General features: G+C 58.6%; 20 protein-coding genes. 13 read left to right on the top strand and 7 right to left on the bottom strand.

The annotated features are described in order from the left end of the window. Positions 1-203 precede the first annotated feature (203 nt). The gene (locus CKW23_RS22255) at positions 204-1,697 is read right to left on the bottom strand and encodes a CoA-acylating methylmalonate-semialdehyde dehydrogenase (protein WP_025258394.1); all 1,494 of its coding nucleotides are present in this window, start codon (positions 1,695-1,697) and stop codon (positions 204-206) included. A 51-nt stretch (positions 1,698-1,748) separates the two neighbouring features. Beyond that, positions 1,749-3,095 carry an aspartate aminotransferase family protein gene (locus CKW23_RS22250; RefSeq protein WP_025258393.1) on the bottom strand — a complete coding sequence of 449 codons (1,347 nt, stop codon included), beginning with the start codon at positions 3,093-3,095 and terminating at the stop codon, positions 1,749-1,751. Between the two features lie 111 nt (positions 3,096-3,206). Between CKW23_RS22250 and CKW23_RS22245 the strand changes: the two genes are divergently transcribed. From CKW23_RS22245 to CKW23_RS22215, 7 genes are all read left to right on the top strand, one after another. Further along, positions 3,207-4,127 (top strand): LysR family transcriptional regulator, encoded by a 921-nt coding sequence (locus CKW23_RS22245; protein ID WP_095068356.1) that lies wholly within the window; start codon positions 3,207-3,209, stop codon positions 4,125-4,127. A 176-nt stretch (positions 4,128-4,303) separates the two neighbouring features. Beyond that, positions 4,304-5,701 (top strand): uracil-xanthine permease family protein, encoded by a 1,398-nt coding sequence (locus tag CKW23_RS22240; RefSeq protein WP_095068355.1) that lies wholly within the window; start codon positions 4,304-4,306, stop codon positions 5,699-5,701. A gap of 85 nt (positions 5,702-5,786) precedes the next feature. Continuing rightward, the gene (locus CKW23_RS22235) at positions 5,787-6,449 is read left to right on the top strand and encodes a TetR/AcrR family transcriptional regulator (RefSeq protein ID WP_025258390.1); all 663 of its coding nucleotides are present in this window, start codon (positions 5,787-5,789) and stop codon (positions 6,447-6,449) included. Between the two features lie 32 nt (positions 6,450-6,481). Beyond that, a complete protein-coding gene (locus tag CKW23_RS22230; RefSeq protein WP_025258389.1) occupies positions 6,482-7,075 on the top strand; it encodes a YigZ family protein in 594 nt (197 codons plus the stop codon). Between the two features lie 524 nt (positions 7,076-7,599). After that, a complete protein-coding gene (locus tag CKW23_RS22225; RefSeq protein ID WP_025258388.1) occupies positions 7,600-9,153 on the top strand; it encodes an ABC transporter ATP-binding protein in 1,554 nt (517 codons plus the stop codon). 11 nt (positions 9,154-9,164) lie between these two features. Further along, positions 9,165-10,265, top strand: coding sequence for an ABC transporter permease (locus CKW23_RS22220; RefSeq protein ID WP_025258387.1), 1,101 nt, complete (start codon positions 9,165-9,167; stop codon positions 10,263-10,265). Continuing rightward, positions 10,265-11,191, top strand: coding sequence for an ABC transporter permease (locus CKW23_RS22215; RefSeq protein WP_025258386.1), 927 nt, complete (start codon positions 10,265-10,267; stop codon positions 11,189-11,191). Before CKW23_RS22220 ends, CKW23_RS22215 begins: the two co-directional genes overlap by 1 nt. A 76-nt stretch (positions 11,192-11,267) precedes the next feature. Here the strand turns inward: CKW23_RS22215 and CKW23_RS22210 are convergent, their stop codons facing one another. Genes CKW23_RS22210 through CKW23_RS22195 form a run of 4 tightly spaced genes read right to left on the bottom strand, consistent with a single transcriptional unit; the run spans position 11,268 to position 13,254 of the window. Further along, positions 11,268-11,900, bottom strand: coding sequence for a BRCT domain-containing protein (locus tag CKW23_RS22210; RefSeq protein ID WP_025258385.1), 633 nt, complete (start codon positions 11,898-11,900; stop codon positions 11,268-11,270). Beyond that, the gene (locus CKW23_RS22205) at positions 11,857-12,303 is read right to left on the bottom strand and encodes a hypothetical protein (protein ID WP_025258384.1); all 447 of its coding nucleotides are present in this window, start codon (positions 12,301-12,303) and stop codon (positions 11,857-11,859) included. The genes CKW23_RS22210 and CKW23_RS22205 overlap by 44 nt, the downstream gene beginning before the upstream one ends. Further along, positions 12,300-12,785 (bottom strand): hypothetical protein, encoded by a 486-nt coding sequence (locus CKW23_RS22200; protein ID WP_025258383.1) that lies wholly within the window; start codon positions 12,783-12,785, stop codon positions 12,300-12,302. Before CKW23_RS22200 ends, CKW23_RS22205 begins: the two co-directional genes overlap by 4 nt. 55 nt (positions 12,786-12,840) lie before the next feature. Beyond that, positions 12,841-13,254 (bottom strand): hypothetical protein, encoded by a 414-nt coding sequence (locus CKW23_RS22195; protein WP_025258382.1) that lies wholly within the window; start codon positions 13,252-13,254, stop codon positions 12,841-12,843. 82 nt (positions 13,255-13,336) lie between these two features. Here CKW23_RS22195 and CKW23_RS22190 point away from each other — a divergent pair, with 82 nt between their 5' ends. The 3 genes from CKW23_RS22190 (at position 13,337) to CKW23_RS22180 (ending at position 15,935) form a co-directional block, all read left to right on the top strand. Next, positions 13,337-13,687: a MerR family transcriptional regulator gene (locus CKW23_RS22190; protein WP_025258381.1), complete on the top strand. Its 351-nt coding sequence runs from the start codon at positions 13,337-13,339 to the stop codon at positions 13,685-13,687. Between the two features lie 33 nt (positions 13,688-13,720). Beyond that, positions 13,721-14,407, top strand: coding sequence for an SDR family oxidoreductase (locus CKW23_RS22185; protein WP_025258380.1), 687 nt, complete (start codon positions 13,721-13,723; stop codon positions 14,405-14,407). Positions 14,408-14,576: 169 nt separating this feature from the next. Beyond that, positions 14,577-15,935: an 8-oxoguanine deaminase gene (locus CKW23_RS22180; protein ID WP_025258379.1), complete on the top strand. Its 1,359-nt coding sequence runs from the start codon at positions 14,577-14,579 to the stop codon at positions 15,933-15,935. An 83-nt stretch (positions 15,936-16,018) separates the two neighbouring features. Here CKW23_RS22180 and CKW23_RS22175 read toward each other — a convergent pair whose 3' ends face one another. After that, entirely contained in the window at positions 16,019-17,110 is a 1,092-nt protein-coding gene (locus tag CKW23_RS22175) for a calcium:proton antiporter (protein ID WP_025258378.1), read from the bottom strand. Between the two features lie 228 nt (positions 17,111-17,338). Between CKW23_RS22175 and CKW23_RS22165 the strand changes: the two genes are divergently transcribed. From CKW23_RS22165 to CKW23_RS22155, 3 genes are read left to right on the top strand one after another with little or no spacing between them, the layout of a single operon-like run. Then, the gene (locus CKW23_RS22165; protein WP_025258376.1) at positions 17,339-18,259 is read left to right on the top strand and encodes a Fe(3+) dicitrate ABC transporter substrate-binding protein FecB; all 921 of its coding nucleotides are present in this window, start codon (positions 17,339-17,341) and stop codon (positions 18,257-18,259) included. Beyond that, a complete protein-coding gene (gene fecC / locus CKW23_RS22160) occupies positions 18,260-19,249 on the top strand; it encodes an iron-dicitrate ABC transporter permease FecC (protein ID WP_025258375.1) in 990 nt (329 codons plus the stop codon). It abuts the gene before it with no gap. Continuing rightward, on the top strand, positions 19,246-20,214 hold the full coding sequence (locus CKW23_RS22155) for an iron chelate uptake ABC transporter family permease subunit (protein WP_095068354.1): 969 nt from the start codon (positions 19,246-19,248) through the stop codon (positions 20,212-20,214). The genes fecC and CKW23_RS22155 overlap by 4 nt, the downstream gene beginning before the upstream one ends. Position 20,215: the final 1 nt, after the last annotated feature.

The following is a 20,215-nucleotide window of genomic DNA, read 5'->3' as shown; positions in this document are numbered from 1 at the left end:
TCCAGCTCGACTCCAGAACCGCTAAACACTTGCAAACTATTGATTTACAAGGCTTTTTCAGTTCCGTCTGCGCCGGAAGTGGGGCGAATTATAGAGACATTAAATCGCCCGTCAACACTTAATTTCAGAATACTGTCATAAAACTCTGCTCCCCCAATAAACACGGGGACTGTCTTAACAAGACGATCCCCGGCATTGATTATTTAAAGACTCGGGAAAGCAAACTGCGATGCCTCATGACTTGCACGCTGCGGCCAGCGCTGGGTAATGGCCTTGCGGCGAGTATAGAAACGTACGCCATCCGGGCCATAGGCATGCAGGTCGCCAAAGAGTGAACGCTTCCAGCCGCCAAAGCTGTGATAGGCAACCGGCACCGGCAGCGGAACGTTGACCCCGACCATCCCGACTTCGATTTCATCGCAGAACAAGCGTGCCGCTTCACCGTCGCGGGTGAAGATGCAGGTGCCGTTGCCGTATTCATGCTCGTTTATCAGTTGCATCGCCTGCTCAAGACTGTCGACGCGCACGATGCACAGCACCGGGCCGAAGATCTCTTCTTTATAGATGCGCATCTGCGGTGTCACGCGATCAAACAGGCAACCACCCATGAAGAAGCCTTCTTCATTGCCCGCAACGCGGATATCACGCCCATCGACAACCAGCGTTGCACCGGACTGAACACCGTCGTCTATATAGCCACTGACTTTATCGCGATGCTGCCCGGTCACCAGTGGTCCCATGTCCAGACCACAACTGGTGCCAGCACCGATCTTCAGGCTCTTGATCTGCGGAACCAGCTTGGCCACCAGCGCATCGGCAATCTGATCGCCCACACAGACCGCCACCGAAATCGCCATGCAGCGCTCGCCGCATGAACCATAGGCCGCGCCCATCAGAGCACTGACGGCGTTATCCAGATCGGCATCAGGCATCAGTACCGCGTGGTTCTTTGCTCCACCCAACGCCTGGACACGCTTGCCTCGTGCAGCGCCTTCCTTATAGATGTACTCGGCAATCGGCGTGGAGCCCACAAAACTCAGCGCCTTTACCTCCGGTGCCTCGATCAGTGCATCAACGGCCACCTTGTCGCCATGCACAACGTTGAGCACGCCATTGGGCAAACCGGCTTCGTGCAGCAACTGGGCAATCAACAAGGTAGAACTCGGATCACGCTCCGAAGGCTTGAGGATGAAGCAGTTGCCGCAGGCAATCGCCAACGGATACATCCACAGCGGCACCATGGCCGGGAAGTTGAACGGCGTGATGCCGGCAACAATCCCCAACGGCTGGAAGTCCGACCAGGCATCAATGTTCGGGCCGACATTGCGGCTGTATTCACCCTTGAGGATTTCCGGCGCGGCACAGGCGTACTCGACGTTTTCGATCCCGCGCTTCAGTTCGCCTGCCGCGTCTTCAAGGGTCTTGCCATGCTCTTCGCTGATGAGCAGGGCGATACGGGCCTCGTTCTGCTCCAGCAATTGCTTGAAGCGGAACATGACCTGGGCACGCTTGGCTGGTGGCGTGTTGCGCCAGGCCGGAAAAGCGGCCTTGGCCGAGTCGATGGCTTGTTGCACGGTTTCGCGACTGGCCAGCGCGACCTGGTGAATCGCCTGACCTGTCGACGGATTGAACACATCGGCAGTACGTCCGTTATCGGAAGTCAGCTCACCGTGGATCAAGTGTTGAATACTGCTCATGCAAATGGCTCCAGAAAACTCTCGTCCATCACCGGTATAAAGCCCCGGCAATCAGTCAATCAGGTTAAGCGCTTCACCTACGGCATCGAACAGTCGATCCAGGTCTTGCGTCTTGCAGTTGAAAGTTGGCCCGAACTGCAGGGTGTCGCCGCCAAAGCGTACATAGAATCCGGCCTGCCACAGCTTCATCGCTGCCTCGAACGGACGAACGATGGCATCGCCATCCCGTGGCGCGATCTGAATGGCGCCAGCCAGACCGTAGTTACGGATATCGATGACGTTCTTCGTGCCTTTGATGCCATGCAAAAGGCTTTCAAAGTGCGGCGCGGTTTCAGCGACCTGCTGGACCAGATTTTCACGCTGCAACAACTCCAGCGCTGCCAGACCTGCGGCACAGGCAACCGGGTGAGCGGAATAGGTGTAACCATGGGGAAATTCCACGGCATATTCCGGCGTGGCCTGATTCATGAAGGTTTGATAGATTTCGCTGCTTGCAATCACCGCGCCCATGGGAATGGCACCGTTGGTGACCTGCTTGGCAATGCACATCAGGTCTGGCGTGACGCCAAAACTGTCGGCACCGAACATGGAACCCGTGCGACCGAAACCAGTGATGACTTCATCGAAGATCAGCAGGATGTTGTGCTGATCGCAGATTTCACGCAGGCGCTTGAGATACCCCTGAGGAGGTACGATCACACCGGCCGAACCGGCCATCGGCTCAACGATGACGGCGGCAATATTCGAGGCATCATGCAATTCGATCAGTTTGAGCATTTCATCGGCCAGTACGATGCCTCCGGCCTCGGGCATCCCTTTGGAAAATGCATTGCTGGCCAGCAAGGTGTGCGGCAGGTGATCCACATCCATCAACTGGCCAAACATCTTGCGGTTACCGTTCACACCCCCGAGGCTGGTACCCGCGATATTCACGCCATGATAGCCACGAGCACGACCGATCATTTTGGTCTTGGTCGACTGGCCTTTGAGGCGCCAGTAGGCGCGGACCATTTTCACGGCGGTATCGGCGCACTCGGAACCGGAGTTGGTATAAAAAACGTGGTTCAGATTGCCCGGCGTCAGGTCGGTGATTTTTTCCGCGAGCTGGAACGACAGCGGATGGCCGAACTGAAACCCTGGTGAGTAATCCAGAACACCCAATTGCCTGGAAACCGCTTCCTGGATTTCCTTGCGGGTGTGTCCGGCGCCACAGGTCCAAAGCCCGGAAAGCCCGTCGTAGATCGTGCGTCCCTTGTCGTCAGTGAGATGGCTGCCATGTGCCGCAACGATCATTCGCGGGTCACGCTGAAAATTGCGGTTGGCGGTATAAGGCATCCAATGAGCATCTAGCTTCAATTGGGTGACTGAAGGCACATCAGACACTTCGAACGCATTCATTGCAACGAGCCTCACAAGGTGTGTTATTGGAGCAATTACAGTCAAGGTGACATGACCATAAGGTTTAAAAAACCCAACTTTTACGATCTTTAGTTAAGCGATTACTAAACAATGAGCATTCGCCGCCCCGATCCCTTGGCACAAGTCAGTGACTTCGATATCCGTCTGCTACGCATTTTCAAAAGCGTAGTCGAAGCCGGTGGTTTCTCGGCAGCAGAAAGCGTGCTCGGCATTGGCCGTTCGGCCATAAGCCAGCAAATGAGCGACCTGGAACAGCGACTTGGTTTACGCCTGTGCCAGCGAGGACGAGCCGGTTTCTCGGTGACGGATGAGGGCCGCGAGGTCTATCAGTCGTCATTGCAGTTGCTCAGCGCACTTGAGAGTTTTCGCACCGAGGTCAACGGCCTGCACCAGCACCTGCGCGGAGAGCTGAATATCGGCGTGACAGATAACCTGGTGACGCTACCGCACATGCGCATCACCAATGCCCTGTCGCAATTGAAGGAACGCGGCCCGGACGTGCATATCAACATTCGCATGCTCTCCCCCTCGGAAGTGGAGCAAGGCGTGCTCGATGGCAGCCTGCATGTCGGCGTCGTTCCGCAGACCAATGCCCTGCCCGGCCTCGAGTACCAGCCTTTATATAGCGAACGCTCCCTGCTGTACTGCGCGGTCGGCCACCCTTTGTTTAACGTGAAAGATGCAGAACTCGGAGATAAGTGCATTGCACTTCAGGAGGCCATCGCCCCCACCTTTCGCTTGCCGGTCGATATTCAGGCTCACTATCAGGCACTCAGGTGTACTGCCAGCGCTTCAGATCGCGAAGGCATGGCCTTTCTGATCCTGACCGGTCGTTATATAGGCTATCTGCCGGATCACTACGCCGATGTCTGGCTCCAGCAAGGCAGGCTGCGCACCTTGAAACCGGACTCACGGTTTTACGATCTGAGCCTGGTCTCCGTCACCCGCAAAGGCCGTCGCCCTCATTTGGTGCTGGAGAGCTTTCTGGAGAGCCTGGCTGCTACGCGATAACGCACCGAGGATGAAAAAAAGTTTGAATGGGGCTGGTCAAAAAAACCGTGGAACAGCTTATCCCCTTGAAATGGATATGCATTTAGCAAGAGAACAAAAAATAAACTGAGCAAGTGGACAGGTTTTTGCAATGTGCTTGGCTAAGACGTGACCACACCTCATTCCGAGCGCTCGACATGCAGCCTGATACCTCCGAGAACAATGACCTGCTCTACGGCCTCAATGATCGCCCCAAGCCGGTAACGGCCATACTCGCGGCTCTGCAGCATGTGCTCGCCAGTTTCGTCGGCATCATTACCCCGCCCCTGATTATCGGTTCGGCACTGGGACTGGGCGCTTACATGCCGTACCTGATCAGCATGGCCCTGATGGTTTCCGGTGTCGGGACGTTTATTCAGGCCCGTCGCCCGTTCGGCATCGGCGCTGGCATGATCTGCCTGCAAGGCACCAGCTTCGCCTTTCTCGGCGCGGTGCTGTCCGCCGGCTTTATCGTCAAGCAGCGCGGCGGCAGCCCGGAAGACATCATGGCGATGATCTTCGGCGTCTGCTTCTTCGGTGCGCTGGTGCAGATCGTGCTCAGTCGTTTCATTGGCCAGTTGCGTCGCGTCATCACGCCGCTGGTTACCGGCATTGTCATCACCCTGATCGGCATCAGCCTTATCAAGGTCGGCGTCACGGATCTGGGAGGCGGTTTCAACGCACCGGACTTCGGAGCCCCTCTCAACCTGGCGTTGGGTGTATTCGTACTCACGATCATCATTGCGCTCAACCGCTCCCGCACACCCTGGATTCGTTTGTCCGCGATCATCATCGGGCTGGCCGTGGGCAGTGTCGCCGCGTGGATGAGCGGCAAGCTGGTCCCGCAACCCATTCATGACTTGCCACTGATCAGCGTACCGGTCCCGTTCAAGTTCGGATTCAGCTTCGACTGGACAGCTTTCCTGCCCGTCGCGCTGATTTATCTGATCAGCAGCATCGAAACCGTCGGCGACCTGACCGCCAATTGCATGCTGGCCCGCCAGCCCATCAGCGGCCCGAGCTATGTGTCACGGCTAAAGGGCGGCGTACTGGGCGACGGTGTCAGCTGCATGATTGCCGCCACGTTCAGTGCCTTCCCCAACACCACCTTTGCCCAGAACAACGGCGTGATCCAGTTGACCGGTGTCGCCAGCCGCTATGTCGGCCTCTATATAGGTGTGGTGCTGTTCATGCTTGGCCTGTTCCCGACTATTGGCGCAGTGGTGCAACAGATTCCCAAGCCCGTGCTTGGCGGCGCGACCCTGGTGATGTTCGGCAGCGTCGCGGCAGCGGGTGTGCGCATTCTTGCCCAGGCACCGCTGGACCGGCGCAGCATGCTGATCATTGCCACCTCGTTCGGCGTCGGCCTGGGCATCGCAGCGCAACCTTTGCTGCTGCACCACATGCCACAACTGGTGCAGAACCTGTTCGACTCGGCAATCACCAGCGGTGGTATCACGGCCATCGTCATGTGCCTGCTGATTCCGGAGGAAAAGGCTATCGCCATCAGGGAAAACAACGAACAGCCAGCCAAAACCCTTGAACCGCAGGAATAATTTTCCTGCATGAGCGCTTGTCGGATTCACGCGGGTGCGTTATCTGTTCACCCGTTGCACCCCATGACCCTGTCCGGACCTGCACATGACCCTTGAAGTCCCAGCCCACAGCTCTCACGGCACCAAGCCTGCAAGCCGTATTCGCCAGAAAAACGAAGAAGCCATCATCAAGGCCGCCGAAGACGAATTTGCCCGTCATGGTTTCAAGGGCACCAGCATGAACACCATCGCGCTCAAGGCCGGACTGCCGAAAGCCAACCTGCATTATTACTTCACCAACAAGCTGGGGCTGTACGCCGCCGTATTGAGCAACATCATCGAGCAGTGGGACAGCACCTTCAACAACCTGACGGTGGAAGACGATCCGGCAGAAGCGCTGGCCCGCTACATTCGCGCCAAGATGGAGTTCTCCCGCCGCAACCCGCAGGCCTCGCGGATTTTCGCCATGGAAATCATCAGCGGCGGCGAGTGCATGAGCGAGTATTTCAGCCAGGACTACCGCCTCTGGTTTCAGGGTCGCGCCGCCGTTTTCCAGGCCTGGATCGATGCCGGAAAAATGGACCCGGTGGATCCGGTCAACCTGATTTTCCTGCTCTGGGGCAGCACTCAGCATTACGCCGACTTTGCCACCCAGATCTGTCGGGTAACCGGTCGTACCCGGCAAACCAGACAGGATATGGATGATGCCAGCGCCAATCTGATCCAGATCATTCTCAAAGGGTGTGGGCTTACGCCGCCGGTCTTGTAATATTCGGGCCTTGTCGTCTGCTGGAAACCTCCATGCCTTTTACCCTCACCGGTCCTTGCGAATATCGGGAAGAAATTCGCAAAAGCCGCTTCATCACCCTCGCGGCGCCCATTGCCAGCCCGGCCGAAGCACAGGCATTCATCGAGCAAAACAGCGACCTGAATGCGACACACAATTGCTGGGCCTGGAAACTGGGTGCTCAATACCGCAGCAGCGACGACGGCGAGCCCGGTGGTACGGCTGGCAGACCGATACTGGCAGCCATCGAAGCTCAGGAATTCGATCAGGTCGTGGTGCTGGTGATTCGCTGGTATGGCGGCATCCAGTTGGGCACCGGAGGACTGGCCCGGGCTTATGGCGGCGGCGCCAACAAATGCCTGCAACAGGCAGAGCGTCTGCCGCTGATCAATCGCGAGCACTTCAATCTGGAGTGCACTTTCAGCGAACTGGCGCTGGTCAAAGTACGCCTGGCCGAATGCAACGGTCTGGTAGAAGCAGAAAACTTCACCGCCAATGGCGTGGAAATGTCGATTGCCATCGGTCCGGAACACCTCACTTCGCTGCAACGGCAACTGGCGGATCTGAGCCGTGGCAGAATCATGCTGCACCCAACACACGATCAGTAAACCGACGTTCCCGGATGTTAGGCAAACTTGCCCACATCTACTGTGCATCCGGCTGTGGATAAGCTGAGCACATCAGCCTGCACGCCTTGGCAGACGTAAGGTGCAGGCAAGTGATCATTTTTTGAACAATCGTGATCCTGCTGGATAAAAACAGTGCTAAAACAGTGTCTTGACGCTTTTTAGCACCATTGGAAACTAGCGCAGAGTCCTTTATTACCCAGGTTTCGGCTTTCACACAGTTACTGTGGAACAACCTGTGGATAACAGGTGCAAGAGTCGCGCAATCGCTTGGGGTATCGCCCTCCAGGCCTGCTGTACATTTTTTGCACAAACCCGATGATCCATAATGGCACCTGTCCTGCCCAGGGACGCCCCGAACTGGTGCCAAAGCGCTTTCGGTATATTCGCCAGAGGTCTGGAAACACGCTGCACACGCCCGCCTGACAACATTCGCCACAAACCTGACTCACTGGCCAGGATTTTGCTTTATCCCCCGGCGACCCACTCCATGATCCGAGCCTGTCATGCCAAACCACGCGCCGCCCCCGCGCCTGCAACTGCGCCATATCACCAAGCAATACCCCGGCTGTCTGGCCAACGATGCTATCGACCTGAGTATCCAGCCCGGCGAAATCCACGCCTTGCTGGGTGAAAACGGTGCTGGCAAAAGCACGCTGATGAAGATTATCTACGGCGTGACCCAGCCGGATTCAGGCTCGATCATCTGGCAGGGCGAGACGCTGAGCATGCGCAACCCGGCGCAGGCCAGAGGCCTGGGGATCGGCATGGTGTTTCAGCATTTCTCCCTGTTCGAAACCCTGACCGTCGCGCAGAACATTGCCTTGGCCATGGGCCGCTCGGCAGGCACGCCCAAGCAACTGGAGCCGCGCATTCGCGAGGTGTCGCAACGCTACGGCATGGCGCTTGAGCCACAACGACTTGTCCACAGCCTGTCCATTGGTGAACGCCAGAAAGTCGAAATCATCCGCTGCCTGATGCAGGACATCCGCCTGCTGATTCTGGACGAGCCCACTTCGGTGCTCACACCTCAAGAAGCCGATGAACTTTTTGTCACCCTGCGGCGACTGGCCGGGGAAGGCTGCAGCATTCTCTTCATCAGCCACAAACTGGGCGAAGTGCGAGCCTTGTGCCACAGCGCAACGGTGCTGCGTGGCGGCAAGGTTTCCGGGCACTGCATTCCTGCGCAATGCACCGATCTGGAACTCGCGCGCCTGATGGTCGGCGATGCCCAAGGGCTGACCGCGCAATACCAGAAGGCGCGTGGATCTGCGCCTTTCCTGCGGGTCGAAAAGCTCTCCTGGCATAACCCCGATCCCTTCGGCTGTTCGCTGCAGGACCTGTACCTTGAAGTGCGCAGCGGCGAAATCGTAGGGATTGCCGGCGTCGCGGGCAACGGCCAGGACGAACTGCTTGCCTTGCTCAGCGGTGAGCACACACTGACCAGCACACAGGCCGCGACTATCTGCTTTGCCGATGACAAGGTCGGCAACCTGCGCCCGGATGCCCGTCGCAAACTCGGCCTGGCCTTTGTGCCCGCCGAACGCCTGGGCCATGGCGCGGTACCGGAACTGAGCCTGACCGACAACGCCCTGCTGACAGCCTTTCAACAAGGTCTGGTCAGCAACGGGCTGATCCAGCGCAGCAAGGTGCGGGCGCTGGCCGACGAAATCATTCGTCGCTTTGCGGTCAAGACACCCGATGCCCAGACTGCTGCGCGCAGCCTGTCGGGCGGCAATCTGCAGAAATTCATTCTGGGCCGCGAGATTCTGCAAAACCCGAAACTGCTGGTGGCCGCTCACCCGACATGGGGCGTCGATGTCGGCGCAGCGGCGGCAATTCATCGTGCCCTGATCGCCCTTCGTGATGCAGGTGCCGCGATTCTGGTGATTTCAGAAGACCTGGACGAACTGTTCCAGATCAGCGACCGACTCGCGGCCCTGAGCAGCGGCAAGCTTTCGCAACTGGTCCCCACCGGACAGACCGACGCCGTGCAGATCGGCGGCTGGATGGCGGGACAGTTCGATCATTCTCACCCCCAAGCCGTCGCGCTGGGTTAACGGAGCCAAACATGCTGCTTTCCCTGGAACCGCGCGGCCAGCAATCGCGCGCCATGTTGTGGTGTTCGCCCTTGCTGGCTGCCGCCCTGACGCTTGTCTGCGGCTCGCTGCTGTTCATCGGCCTGAAGCTCGATCCGTGGGTGACGCTGCATACCCTGCTGATCGCGCCGGTCAGTGACGGGTATGGCGTGTCGGAACTGATGGTCAAGACCTTGCCGATCCTGCTCTGCGCCCTCGGGCTGGCGGTCGCCTATCAGGCCCGTATCTGGAACATCGGCGCAGAAGGCCAATTGCTGCTGGGCGCACTGGCCGGCAGCGCAGTGGCAGTCAACGTGATCGATATGCAAAGCCGCTGGGCGCTGGTGATGATTCTGATCGCCGGCACGCTGGCTGGCGCTACATGGGCTGGCGTGACGGCCTGGCTGCGCACCCGCTTCAATGCCAATGAAATTCTCACCAGCATCATGCTCAACTACATCGCCCTGAACCTGCTTCTGTTCTTTGTTCACGGGCCACTCAAGGACCCGGCGGGCATGAACTTCCCGGAGTCGGCCACCTTTGGGGATGCCAGCCGCTTGCCGCTGCTGATGGAGGATGGCCGCGCCCATGTCGGTGTGTATTTTGCCCTGCTGGCGCTGGTGGCGGTCTGGGTCCTGCTGCAACGCAGCTTTGTCGGCTTCCAGATAAAAGTGCTCGGACTGGACAAACGGGCGGCGGGATTCGTGGGCTTTCGCGAAAAACATCTGGTCTGGCTGGCCCTGTTGATCAGTGGCGCACTGGCTGGCCTGGCGGGCGTCAGTGAAGTGACTGGCCCCATCGGCCAACTGGTTCCGCAGGTATCGCCCGGTTATGGCTATGCCGCAATCACAGTGGCCTTTCTCGGACGCCTGAACCCCATCGGCATTCTGTTTTCCAGCCTGCTGATTGCCCTGCTGTACCTGGGCGGAGAGCAAGCTCAAATGACCCTCAACCTGCCACTGGCCATTACGCAACTGTTCCAGGGGATGATGCTGTTCTTCCTGCTGGCCTGTGATGTGCTGATCCTTTATCGCCCGCGCCTGAAACTGCGCTGGGCCAAACGCCAGACGGCGCCTGTCGCGGGAGCCGCATGATGGATATCGACCTGCTGAGCAATATTTTCTACGCCATGATCCGCTGCGGCACGCCGCTGTTACTGGTGGCCCTGGGCGAATTGATCTGCGAAAAAAGCGGCGTCATCAATCTGGGGCAGGAAGGCATGATGCTGTTCGGCGCGGTGATTGGTTTCATCATCGCCCTGAGCACCGGCAACCTTTGGCTCGGCGTGCTGCTGGCTATGCTGGCGGGCATGCTGCTGTCGGCGTTGTTTGCCATTGTGGCTCTGGTATTCAATGCCAATCAGGTTGCCACGGGGCTGGCGCTGACCATTTTTGGCGTGGGCCTTTCGAGCTTTGTCGGCGCGGCCTGGGTGGGTAAACCGCTGCATGGTTTCGAGCCAGTGGCGATTCCTTTCCTCAGCGATATCCCTCTGATCGGCCGCATGCTGTTTGCCCAGGATCTGCTGGTGTATCTGTCCTTCGCGCTGTTTGCCTTGGTGGCCTGGGCACTGCTCAAAAGCCGTATCGGCCTGATCATCCAGGCCGTCGGCGAAAACCCCGATGCCGCCAGCGCCATGGGCTTGCCGGTCTTGCGGGTGCGAACTCTGGCCGTGCTGTTCGGCGGAGCAATGGCAGGGCTGGCCGGCGCTTATCTGTCGCTGGCCTACACACCGATGTGGGCCGAAAACATGAGCGCCGGCCGCGGCTGGATCGCACTGGCACTGGTGGTGTTCGCCAGTTGGCGAGTCTGGCGTCTGCTGCTGGGCGCCTACCTCTTCGGCCTCGCCAGCATCCTGCATCTGGTTGCACAAGGCATCGGCCTGGCGATCCCCTCCAACCTGCTGGCAATGCTGCCGTATGTCGCGACCATCATCGTGCTGGTGCTGCTGTCGCGTGATGCACTGAGGACCAAACTGTATGCGCCGGTTTCATTGGGGCAGCCTTGGCAGGCGGGGCATTGAGGGTGCCCCAATTTCGCGAATGAATTCGCGCCTGCGCCAAACCGGATCAACTTTAGTTACGAAGACGTCTGACAGATTATCCAAACAAAGCCTGCTGCCAATGCTCTTCACTGACAATGGCAATAGGTACACCTGTCTCTCGGAGCTCTACAGCTTTCTTGATCTTGAGCCCGTAACTGCTATGAAGCCATTGGTCATTGCCAATGCTGCCAATGACAAGAAAGTTAATCTTCTTGCTGAGAGTGCCTCCAATCAGGCCACCGCGCTCAACGACCAGTGCCTCGCAGTGTTTCCTTGGACCGTACGCCATCGTGCCGGTAAACATGAAAACGTTATTTTCCCAATTGAAAGCAGGAAGTGGATTGTTGAGCGGCAAAGTGCTCGGCGTCGAAAACTTCACCGACGAGGTCTTTTGCCCACCGCCAAATTGTTTAAGCAGACTAAAGAGTTCCTGGGACTCGTCCTCATCAAGAATTCCATCGCTCAACATATTTTCCAGTCGACGATAAAGAATGTTAACCACTGGATCGTCAAGGTGAGCGAGATTGGCCTCAATCCACTCCTTGAGAAAAAGCGCCTCCATCTGATTGATCTTGCCATCAGCACACAACCCAGCGCTGATGCCGATCAAGGCATCTACAGATCGTTGATCCATCCGGGCTGCGTTAAAAAAGCGACTGTTCTGAAACTCCTGATGCAAGTCGACCATCGACCATTTCTCCATCGTTGACTGTTGCAGTGGTCTTACTGAGGTACTTCGACTGTTCCGGTGTAAAGGTGACAATCATGCCGGTTGCCGAACATGTCAGCCTGTACTCCTTGGAGAGATCAATATCGAGGTCTTCTCCTCTCAACCCCTGCCATTGAGCCAAGTACTTCAGCGACCCGAATTTTTCGCGTTTTTTCAAGGTGTGCGAAACACCGCCTTTCCACCCCAGGATTGGCAATTGGTTTGCCTGACATTGGGCTGCCAGCTCAGCCAGTACTTCGACACGCTCACGTCCGGTTTCCCAGCACTGAATCAGCCCTTTATCGTCGCTGTCCCATATTTGGGCACGGGTGAGTCCAGCTCTGATTGGCTCAATAATCTTGCGATAGACATGAGTCGTCATACTGGCTCATTACCGTTTTCAGAGGGCGGAAACTCTGTTCCGTGACGCAGATATGCGATAACTGCACTTTGGGTCGTCTCCAGAATTCGTTCATTTTTCAGACCGGTTTTCGTGTCATTGAGGCTATACAAAGCCACTTGCGCGTAACCGTCCTTACCTCTGGAAGCACGAGAAATCTGGATGGCCCTTAACTCTGTTTTCAAGGCCGCGTCCCAATCATTGGATGCAAGCGGCGTATTGAAAATGAGTGAGCGGCTGGATAAGGAAAAACTCTTTTCGTTGAACAGGCGTTTGTAACCCTTAACCCCTGACTTGTTCTCGGGTAAAAGGCTATAACCAAGAGCGGCTGTATGCACACGATGGACTGCGAATAGCCATCCGCGGAGGAAATCGCCGTCGTAAAAGTCATCGTGGGCAACCCAATCACGCTTGGGTTTGGTGGGGCGTGTTTTTAGCGGGTTTTCTGGGGCTGGTATCGACATCGGCCTCTCCATGGCCAAGGATATCCATGCTTTTTACTGGCAGCAAAAAATGATGTCAAGATGATTGCTCTTGACCGTTCTGCACCGGCCATAACTGCAAAACAGCCCAAACCAGCTCCATCACCAGAATCCCGATCAGCAGGCTGCTGGCTCCCTGCATAAGCGCGTAGCCCTGCCACGCTGCAAACAGTAATCGTCCCGCCGCGTCATAGCGTCCGAATACCGGCTGCGGATCACGGATTCGCAGTACGGCCCACACGCAGACAATCGAGCCCAGCAAATTCGCCATCAGCATGTGCATGGGCTCGAATGCCGGTAAATCGCCGGGGAGGTTCCAGTGCAGGCTCAGGGCTGATAAAGCGCCATGCAGCACAGCAAAACTCCAGGGTGTGGCGAAAGCTGCGGTGACGATCAGGTCGTACCAGGCGCTGGCACGGACTACTTGGCGGTATTGTCGGGTTTTCCACATAAAACAGGTCCTGTCGATTGAGATACCAACAGGCTAAAGGGTGGAGTACGCTCCAGGGTCAAGCTCTCAAGGATGGAATTGCATGCGCATTGGTGAACTGGCTCACGCCACCGCCGTCAGTCGCGACACGCTGCGCTTTTACGAGCAGCGCGGCCTGATTTCCGCACAGCGCACCGGCAACGGCTATCGTCATTACCCTGTGGAGACAGTGCAACTGGTGCAATTCATCAAAGTTGCGCAGCGCTTGGGATTCAGCCTGAACGAAATAGGCAATAACGTGGCCGAACTGTGGAAGGCCCCCGCGCCGGATATCGCGATTGCTCAACTGCTTGGGGAGAAGCTGACGCTGATCGACAAGCGTATTGCGGAACTGGGCGAGCTGCGCAGCGAGCTGCAAGAGCGCCTGCGCCAAAGCTGCCCGCTGAGCCCCTGAGATATTTTCTTTTCAACTGCCAAGGAGTTTTTCATGAACGCTACCAAAACCGCTCTGATCATCGGTGCATCCCGTGGCCTGGGACTCGGGTTGGTCCAGCGCCTGAGCGAACAAGGCTGGAATGTGATCGCCACCGTTCGTGATCCGCAGAAGGTCGATAGCCTCAAGGACATCCCCGGGGTTCGCATCGAGACACTGGATATCGATGAAGTCGCGTCACTGGAAGTGCTGGTCCAGAAGCTCAAGGGCGAAGTGTTCGATGTGCTGTTCGTCAATGCTGGCGTGATCGGGCCCAAGCATCAAAGCGCAGCCCAATCCACCGCCGCCGAACTGGGACAACTGTTCCTGACCAACGCCGTTGCACCGATTCGTCTGGCAGAACGTCTGGTCGACCAGATTCGTCCGCAGACCGGCGTCCTGGCCTTCATGAGTTCGGTGCTCGGCAGCGTCGCCTGCCCGGACGGAGGCGAAATCGCCCTCTACAAGGCGAGCAAGGCGGCACTCAACTCCATGACCAACTCCTTCGTCAGCAAACTGGGCGAAAACCGCCCCACCGTCCTCTCCCTGCATCCGGGCTGGGTGAAAACCGAAATGGGCGGCGAAAGCGCCGAAATCGACGTCCTGACCAGCACCACCGGCCTGGTCAAGCAACTCAATGACTACGCCGGCAAGGGCGGGCATTACTTCATCAACTACAAGGGCGAGACGATTGTCTGGTAATCGACCCTCTGGCAAGAACTGAATGGGAGGGAGCTTGCTCGCGACAGGGGTTGATTAAAAAACGATCAAAGCACTAGAATCTCGACCCCTGCCATTAGGCAACCCTGGATCAGCAGACAGGGCAAAACTGAGCTGGCTAACCTGAACCCACTTTCAGAGGAGCCGGCCCATGCCCGCGATCCGTATCTGGTTGAAAAATCCCCTTGCCGTTTTCACTGCCAATGACCTGGACGCCCGTGGCGGTCTGGTGGTCGAAGAGGGCGTGATCGTTGAGCTGCTGGCTGCCGGTCAGCCCCCTTCCCGCCCCTGCGATCAAGTGTTCGATGCCCGGGAGCATGTGCTGCTGCCGGGGTTGATAAACACGCATCATCACTTCTATCAAACCCTGACTCGCGCCTGGGCACCGGTGGTGAATCAGCCTCTTTTTCCGTGGCTCAAGACGCTGTACCCGGTGTGGGCGCGCCTGACACCGGAAAAACTCGCTCTGGCCAGTCAGGTTGCGCTGGTGGAATTGCTGCTATCGGGCTGTACCACTGCGGCGGATCATCACTATCTGTTTCCCGATGGGTTGGAACAGGCCATCGATATTCAGGTGCAGAGCGTTCGCGAACTGGGCATGCGCGCCATGCTGACCCGAGGTTCCATGAGCCTGGGCGAGGCCGAAGGTGGGTTGCCACCGCAACAGACGGTGCAACAGGGCGAAACGATCCTGGCCGACAGTCAGCGCCTGATCGAGACTTACCACGAACGCGGCGACGGCGCACAAGTCCAGATTGCCCTGGCGCCCTGCTCGCCATTTTCGGTGACGCCGCAGATCATGGCCGAGAGCGCCGCGCTGGCCGAAAAACTCGACGTGCGCCTGCATACCCACCTGGCCGAAACCCTGGATGAAGAAGACTTCTGCCTGCAACGCTTCGGGCTGCGCACGGTGGATTATCTGGACAGCGTCGGCTGGCTCGGACCTCGCACCTGGCTGGCACACGGCATTCATTTCAACCCTGATGAAATCGCACGTCTTGGCGCGGCAGGTACCGGGATCTGTCATTGCCCCAGCTCGAACATGCGCCTGGCGTCGGGCATCTGTCCGACGCTGGACCTCATCGCCGCCGGTGCGCCACTGGGTCTTGGTGTCGACGGCTCGGCCTCCAACGATGCTTCCAACATGATCCTCGAAGCGCGACAGGCGCTCTATCTGCAACGCCTGCGCTACGGCGCGCAGGACATTACCCCGGAGCTTGTACTGGGCTGGGCAACCAAGGGCTCGGCGCAACTATTGGGACGTACCGATATTGGCGAACTGGCCGTGGGCAAACAGGCGGATCTGGCCTTGTTCAAGCTCGATGAACTGCGCTTCTCCGGCAGCCATGACCCGCTGTCGGCGCTGTTGCTGTGCGGCGCTGACAGGGCTGACCGGGTAATGATCGCGGGCCGTTGGCGAGTGATAGATGGACAGGTCGAAGGCCTGGATCTGAAGAAACTGATCGCCGATCACCGCCAGGCCGCACACCAGTTGTTGCAAGCTTTGTAGGACCGAATTCATTCGGGAAGCCGGTATTTCAAACGATGGAAATGTAGCTGAATGCACAGGCCTCTTCCCGGATAAATCCGGTCCTACAGTCCCAGGCAGGAAAGCATGATGAAGGTCGCGAACAGCACGAAATGCGTCATGCCCTCGATGGCGTTGGTTTCTCCGTCATTGAGGTTGATGGCGCAGACCAGAAGCGTGATGAAGACCATCACGGTCTGCACGGGCGTCATGGCCATCTGGAACGGCTGGCCGCTGTAAAGCGCCATCGCTTCCATCGCAGGAACCGTCAGGATCACGGTGGAGAGCGAAGCGCCCAGTGCAATGTTGACCACCGACTGCATGCGGTTGGCCAGGGCGGCGCGCAAGGCGGTCAGGATCTCCGGCGCAGCAGAAATCGCCGCCACCAGAATCGCCGTCAGCACGGGCGGCGCACCGCTGCCCTCCAGCCCAAGGTCGATGGTCTTGGACATCACTTCAGCCAACGCCCCGATCACCACCACGCCCAGCACCAGTGTCACGATGGAACGTGTCAGGTTGATCGACTCGCCCTGTTCTTCAGGCTGATCCTTGCGCCTGTTTTTCTCGGGGTAGCTGTAGCTGAAAAAGTAACTGTGCGGCCCGACCTGCATACGCAGGAACAAGGTGTACAGCACAATCATCGCGCCAATGGTGAACGCCGAATACAGCTTCCAGTCCGCCTTGGGAATGAACTCTGGCACCACCATCGACACGCCCATGGCCGTCAGGATCATCACGCTGTAGGTGCGCGCCGAATTATCGTTGTAGGCCTGTTCGCCATGCTTGAGGCCGCCCATCAGGGCCGCCAGCCCGAGGATGCCGTTGATATCCAGCATCACGGCGGCATAGATCGTGTCACGCACCAGCGTCGGAGACGGCTCGTTGCTCATCATGATTGCCAGGATCACCACTTCGACCAGCACCGCCGAAAGGGTCAGGATCATGGTGCCGTAAGGGTCACCGACTTTTTCAGCCAGTTGCTCGGCATGATGCGCCACCCGCAACGAGGCACAGACGATGAAACCCACCAGCGCCAGCCCGGCAATCAGCGCGACCGTCTGGCCATTGCCCAGCAGCACATGCTCCAGGGGATAGGCGATAAAAGTGGCGATGATCGCCAGCAACAGAAACTTTTCTTGCCTGAGTAAGGAGCCCATTACATGTCCATGCCCTTGCGACACATTGTCGCGCGACATCCTTGAAGATCAGCATTGATGAAGTGGTTGAGAGTGCGGTCTGTGACAAAAGGTTTCAAAAAGTGCCATGGCTGAGAAACAGCCTCATGCGCAAATGACTTTTGATCCCGCCGTCTCGATATGAAATAGTGCCCGCCGTTTTCTTCGTGCCGCTCTGACACGACTGTCTCCGCTACAAAGGTATTGCCCATGCGTACTTCCCCCCTTTCCCGTCTGCTGGCTTGCGGCCTGTTGGCTCTCTCGGCCAGCGTCGCTCAGGCCGCGCCCATCGATATCGATGACGGCCAACACAAGGTCCATCTGCCGGACGCGCCCAAGCGTGTGGTAGTGCTGGAGTTTTCCTTTCTCGACGGGCTGGCCTCCGTGGGCGTAACGCCGGTCGGCGCGGCCGATGATGGCGATGCCAACCGCGTGTTGCCCAAGGTGCGTAAAGCCGTAGGTGAATGGCAATCGGTCGGCCTGCGCTCGCAACCCAATATCGAAGTGATTGCCCGCCTCAAGCCGGACCTGATCATTGCCGACCTGGGTCGCCATCAGGCGCTGTACAACGACCTGGCCAGCCTGGCGCCGACATTGATGCTGCCGTCGCGTGGCGAGGATTATCAGGGCAGCCTGAAATCCGCCGAACTGATTGGCGTCGCGCTGGGCAAAGGCCCGCAGATGCAGGCGCGGATCGCAGAAAACCAGAAACACCTCAAAGAAGTCGCGGCGCAGATCCCGGCCAACACTAAGGCGCTGTTCGGGGTTGCCCGTGAAGACAGCTTCTCGGTCCATGGCCCGCACTCCTACGCGGGCAGCGTGTTGCAGGCCATCGGTCTGCAAGTCCCTGAAGTGCGCAAGAATGCGGCCCCGACCGAGTTCGTCAGCCTTGAGCAGTTGCTGGCACTGGATCCGGGCTGGCTGCTGGTCGGCCATTACCGTCGCCCCAGCCTTGTCGACACCTGGAGCAAGCAGCCGCTCTGGCAGGTGCTGGGTGCAGTGCGCAACAAGCAGGTCGCAGAAGTCGATGGCGACAGTTGGGCGCGTAATCGCGGCATCATGGCTTCCGAGCAGATCGCCGATGACGCTCTTGCCATCCTCAAGGGCGGCAAGGCCGTACTGAATCCATAAATGCGCCGCTGGCTGATGGCGGCAGTGATCGCCGTGACGTGCCTGGGCCTGTTCTGGGTGTCGCTGTTCGCGCTGTCGCCCTTCAGCATCCGACAGATCGATGCGTGGAACGGCCTGTTCACTCTCGGGCGCGAAGGCGGCAACATCGCTTACATCGTGGCGCAATTGCGGGTGCCCCGAGCGGTGTGTGCAGCACTGGTCGGTGCCTGCCTTGGTGTGGCCGGAGCCTTGATGCAGGGCATCACCCGTAACCGGCTGGCTTCGCCGTCTCTGTTTGGTGTGACGGCGGGCGCGGCTCTGGGGCTGGCGTTGTTTTCCACAGGTCTTGTCACACCGCCCTTCCCCGGTGGTGCCTTGTTGATGACGGCCATTGGCGGCGCGCTGGCGTGGATCACAGTCTTCAGCCTTGGCGGCGCCTGGTCGCCTGCCACGGCTCAGGGCCGACTGGTACTGGCCGGCGTGGCAGTGGCTGCACTGTGTGCGGCACTGACCCGTCTGACCGTGATTCTGGTGGAAGCCCAGGCGCAAAGTGTCCTCAACTGGCTGGCCGGCTCACTGGCCAATGTGGGCGCAGAACAATTGCAGTTGCTCTGGCCTTGCACTTTGATCGGCCTGGTACTGGCAGTTGCCTGTGCGCCACGCCTGAACCTCATCAACCTGGGCGAAGATGCCGCACGCTCCCTGGGCGTACGGATCGGCGCGCTGCGTTTTCTGGTGTTCGTTGTCAGCCTGTTGCTGGTCGGCGCCAGTGTCTGTGCCGTGGGACCGATTGCTTTTGTCGGCCTGATTGCGCCCAACATCGCCCGCCAATGGCTGGGTAATGACTACCGCTGGCTGATCCCCATCAGCGCCGGTCTGGGTGCAGCGATTGTGCTGGCCTCCGACCTGATCAGCCGCGCCGTGGCTTTTCCGGTGGAGACGCCAGCCGGTGTCGTCACTGCGCTGATTGGCGCTCCGTTCTTTCTGTTTCTGGCAAGGCGCACGCTATGAATCAGCCACGTTCGAGATTACTGATTCTGTTCGTGCTGTTACTGCTGGCGCTGCTGCTCAGCCTGAGTGCCGGCACGGTCTGGCTGACACCCGGAGCGGTGCTCGATCACCTGATCGCCCACGACAGCAAAGACTTCGAGGTCTGGAACCATCGCCTGCCACGCGGCCTGATCGCGACTCTGACCGGCAGCGCCTTCGGGCTGGCCGGTGCCATCGTGCAAGGTGTGATCCGCAACCCGCTGGCCTCGCCGGAAATCCTCGGCGTCACTCAGGGTGCCGGGCTGGCACTGACCATCGCGATCATCGGCTTACCGCAGTTGCCGGTGGTCTGGCTGCCTTTGGTGGCGTGCCTCGGCGGTGCGGCCGGTGCATTACTGTTGGCGCTGTACAACACTGGCGTGCAGTTTTCCGGTGTCCGTTTCGCGCTGTCCGGGGTGGCGATTGCGGTCACGTTGTCGAGCATCACCGAGTTTCTGATCCTGTCCAATCCGCTGGATATCAACACCGCGCTGCTGGCCCTGACCGGCAGTTTGTGGAGTCGCAACTGGCATCATGTCTGGCTGACACTGCCGTTTCTGATATTGATCCCGGCCTGTCTATTGCTGGCCAAGCCCTTGAACCTGATCGGCCTGGGTGACGAAGCCGCACAAAGCCTCGGCACCGGTTTGAAGCGCATCCGCTGGCTGACCATGGGTGGCGCAGTGCTGCTGACCAGCGCGGGCGTGGGCATCATCGGGCCGGTGGGTTTTGTCGGTCTGGTCGCACCGCACATGGCCCGGCGTCTGGTGGGCGGTCATCATCAATACCTGTTACCTGCTTCGATGCTGCTGGGCTCGCTGTTGCTGGTGCTGGCCGACACCCTGGGACGCACGCTGATCGCACCCAGCGAGATTCCTGCCGGTATCCTCACGGCGGTGATCGGTGCCCCGTATTTCCTCTGGCTGCTGGCACGATTCAAAGGTTGAT

Source organism: Pseudomonas sp. Irchel 3A18 (assembly GCF_900187465.1).
Lineage (GTDB): Bacteria > Pseudomonadota > Gammaproteobacteria > Pseudomonadales > Pseudomonadaceae > Aquipseudomonas > Aquipseudomonas cichorii.
This window is presented reverse-complemented; position numbering and strand designations above follow the sequence as displayed.

Coding starts and splice junctions, on each gene's coding strand:
- CKW23_RS22255 (WP_025258394.1), bottom strand. CDS start 1,697: ATGAGCAGTATTCAACACTTGATCCACGGTGAGCTGACTTCCGATAAC.
- CKW23_RS22250 (WP_025258393.1), bottom strand. CDS start 3,095: ATGAATGCGTTCGAAGTGTCTGATGTGCCTTCAGTCACCCAATTGAAG.
- CKW23_RS22245 (WP_095068356.1), top strand. CDS start 3,207: ATGAGCATTCGCCGCCCCGATCCCTTGGCACAAGTCAGTGACTTCGAT.
- CKW23_RS22240 (WP_095068355.1), top strand. CDS start 4,304: ATGCAGCCTGATACCTCCGAGAACAATGACCTGCTCTACGGCCTCAAT.
- CKW23_RS22235 (WP_025258390.1), top strand. CDS start 5,787: ATGACCCTTGAAGTCCCAGCCCACAGCTCTCACGGCACCAAGCCTGCA.
- CKW23_RS22230 (WP_025258389.1), top strand. CDS start 6,482: ATGCCTTTTACCCTCACCGGTCCTTGCGAATATCGGGAAGAAATTCGC.
- CKW23_RS22225 (WP_025258388.1), top strand. CDS start 7,600: ATGCCAAACCACGCGCCGCCCCCGCGCCTGCAACTGCGCCATATCACC.
- CKW23_RS22220 (WP_025258387.1), top strand. CDS start 9,165: ATGCTGCTTTCCCTGGAACCGCGCGGCCAGCAATCGCGCGCCATGTTG.
- CKW23_RS22215 (WP_025258386.1), top strand. CDS start 10,265: ATGGATATCGACCTGCTGAGCAATATTTTCTACGCCATGATCCGCTGC.
- CKW23_RS22210 (WP_025258385.1), bottom strand. CDS start 11,900: ATGGTCGACTTGCATCAGGAGTTTCAGAACAGTCGCTTTTTTAACGCA.
- CKW23_RS22205 (WP_025258384.1), bottom strand. CDS start 12,303: ATGACGACTCATGTCTATCGCAAGATTATTGAGCCAATCAGAGCTGGA.
- CKW23_RS22200 (WP_025258383.1), bottom strand. CDS start 12,785: ATGTCGATACCAGCCCCAGAAAACCCGCTAAAAACACGCCCCACCAAA.
- CKW23_RS22195 (WP_025258382.1), bottom strand. CDS start 13,254: ATGTGGAAAACCCGACAATACCGCCAAGTAGTCCGTGCCAGCGCCTGG.
- CKW23_RS22190 (WP_025258381.1), top strand. CDS start 13,337: ATGCGCATTGGTGAACTGGCTCACGCCACCGCCGTCAGTCGCGACACG.
- CKW23_RS22185 (WP_025258380.1), top strand. CDS start 13,721: ATGAACGCTACCAAAACCGCTCTGATCATCGGTGCATCCCGTGGCCTG.
- CKW23_RS22180 (WP_025258379.1), top strand. CDS start 14,577: ATGCCCGCGATCCGTATCTGGTTGAAAAATCCCCTTGCCGTTTTCACT.
- CKW23_RS22175 (WP_025258378.1), bottom strand. CDS start 17,110: ATGGGCTCCTTACTCAGGCAAGAAAAGTTTCTGTTGCTGGCGATCATC.
- CKW23_RS22165 (WP_025258376.1), top strand. CDS start 17,339: ATGCGTACTTCCCCCCTTTCCCGTCTGCTGGCTTGCGGCCTGTTGGCT.
- fecC (WP_025258375.1), top strand. CDS start 18,260: ATGCGCCGCTGGCTGATGGCGGCAGTGATCGCCGTGACGTGCCTGGGC.
- CKW23_RS22155 (WP_095068354.1), top strand. CDS start 19,246: ATGAATCAGCCACGTTCGAGATTACTGATTCTGTTCGTGCTGTTACTG.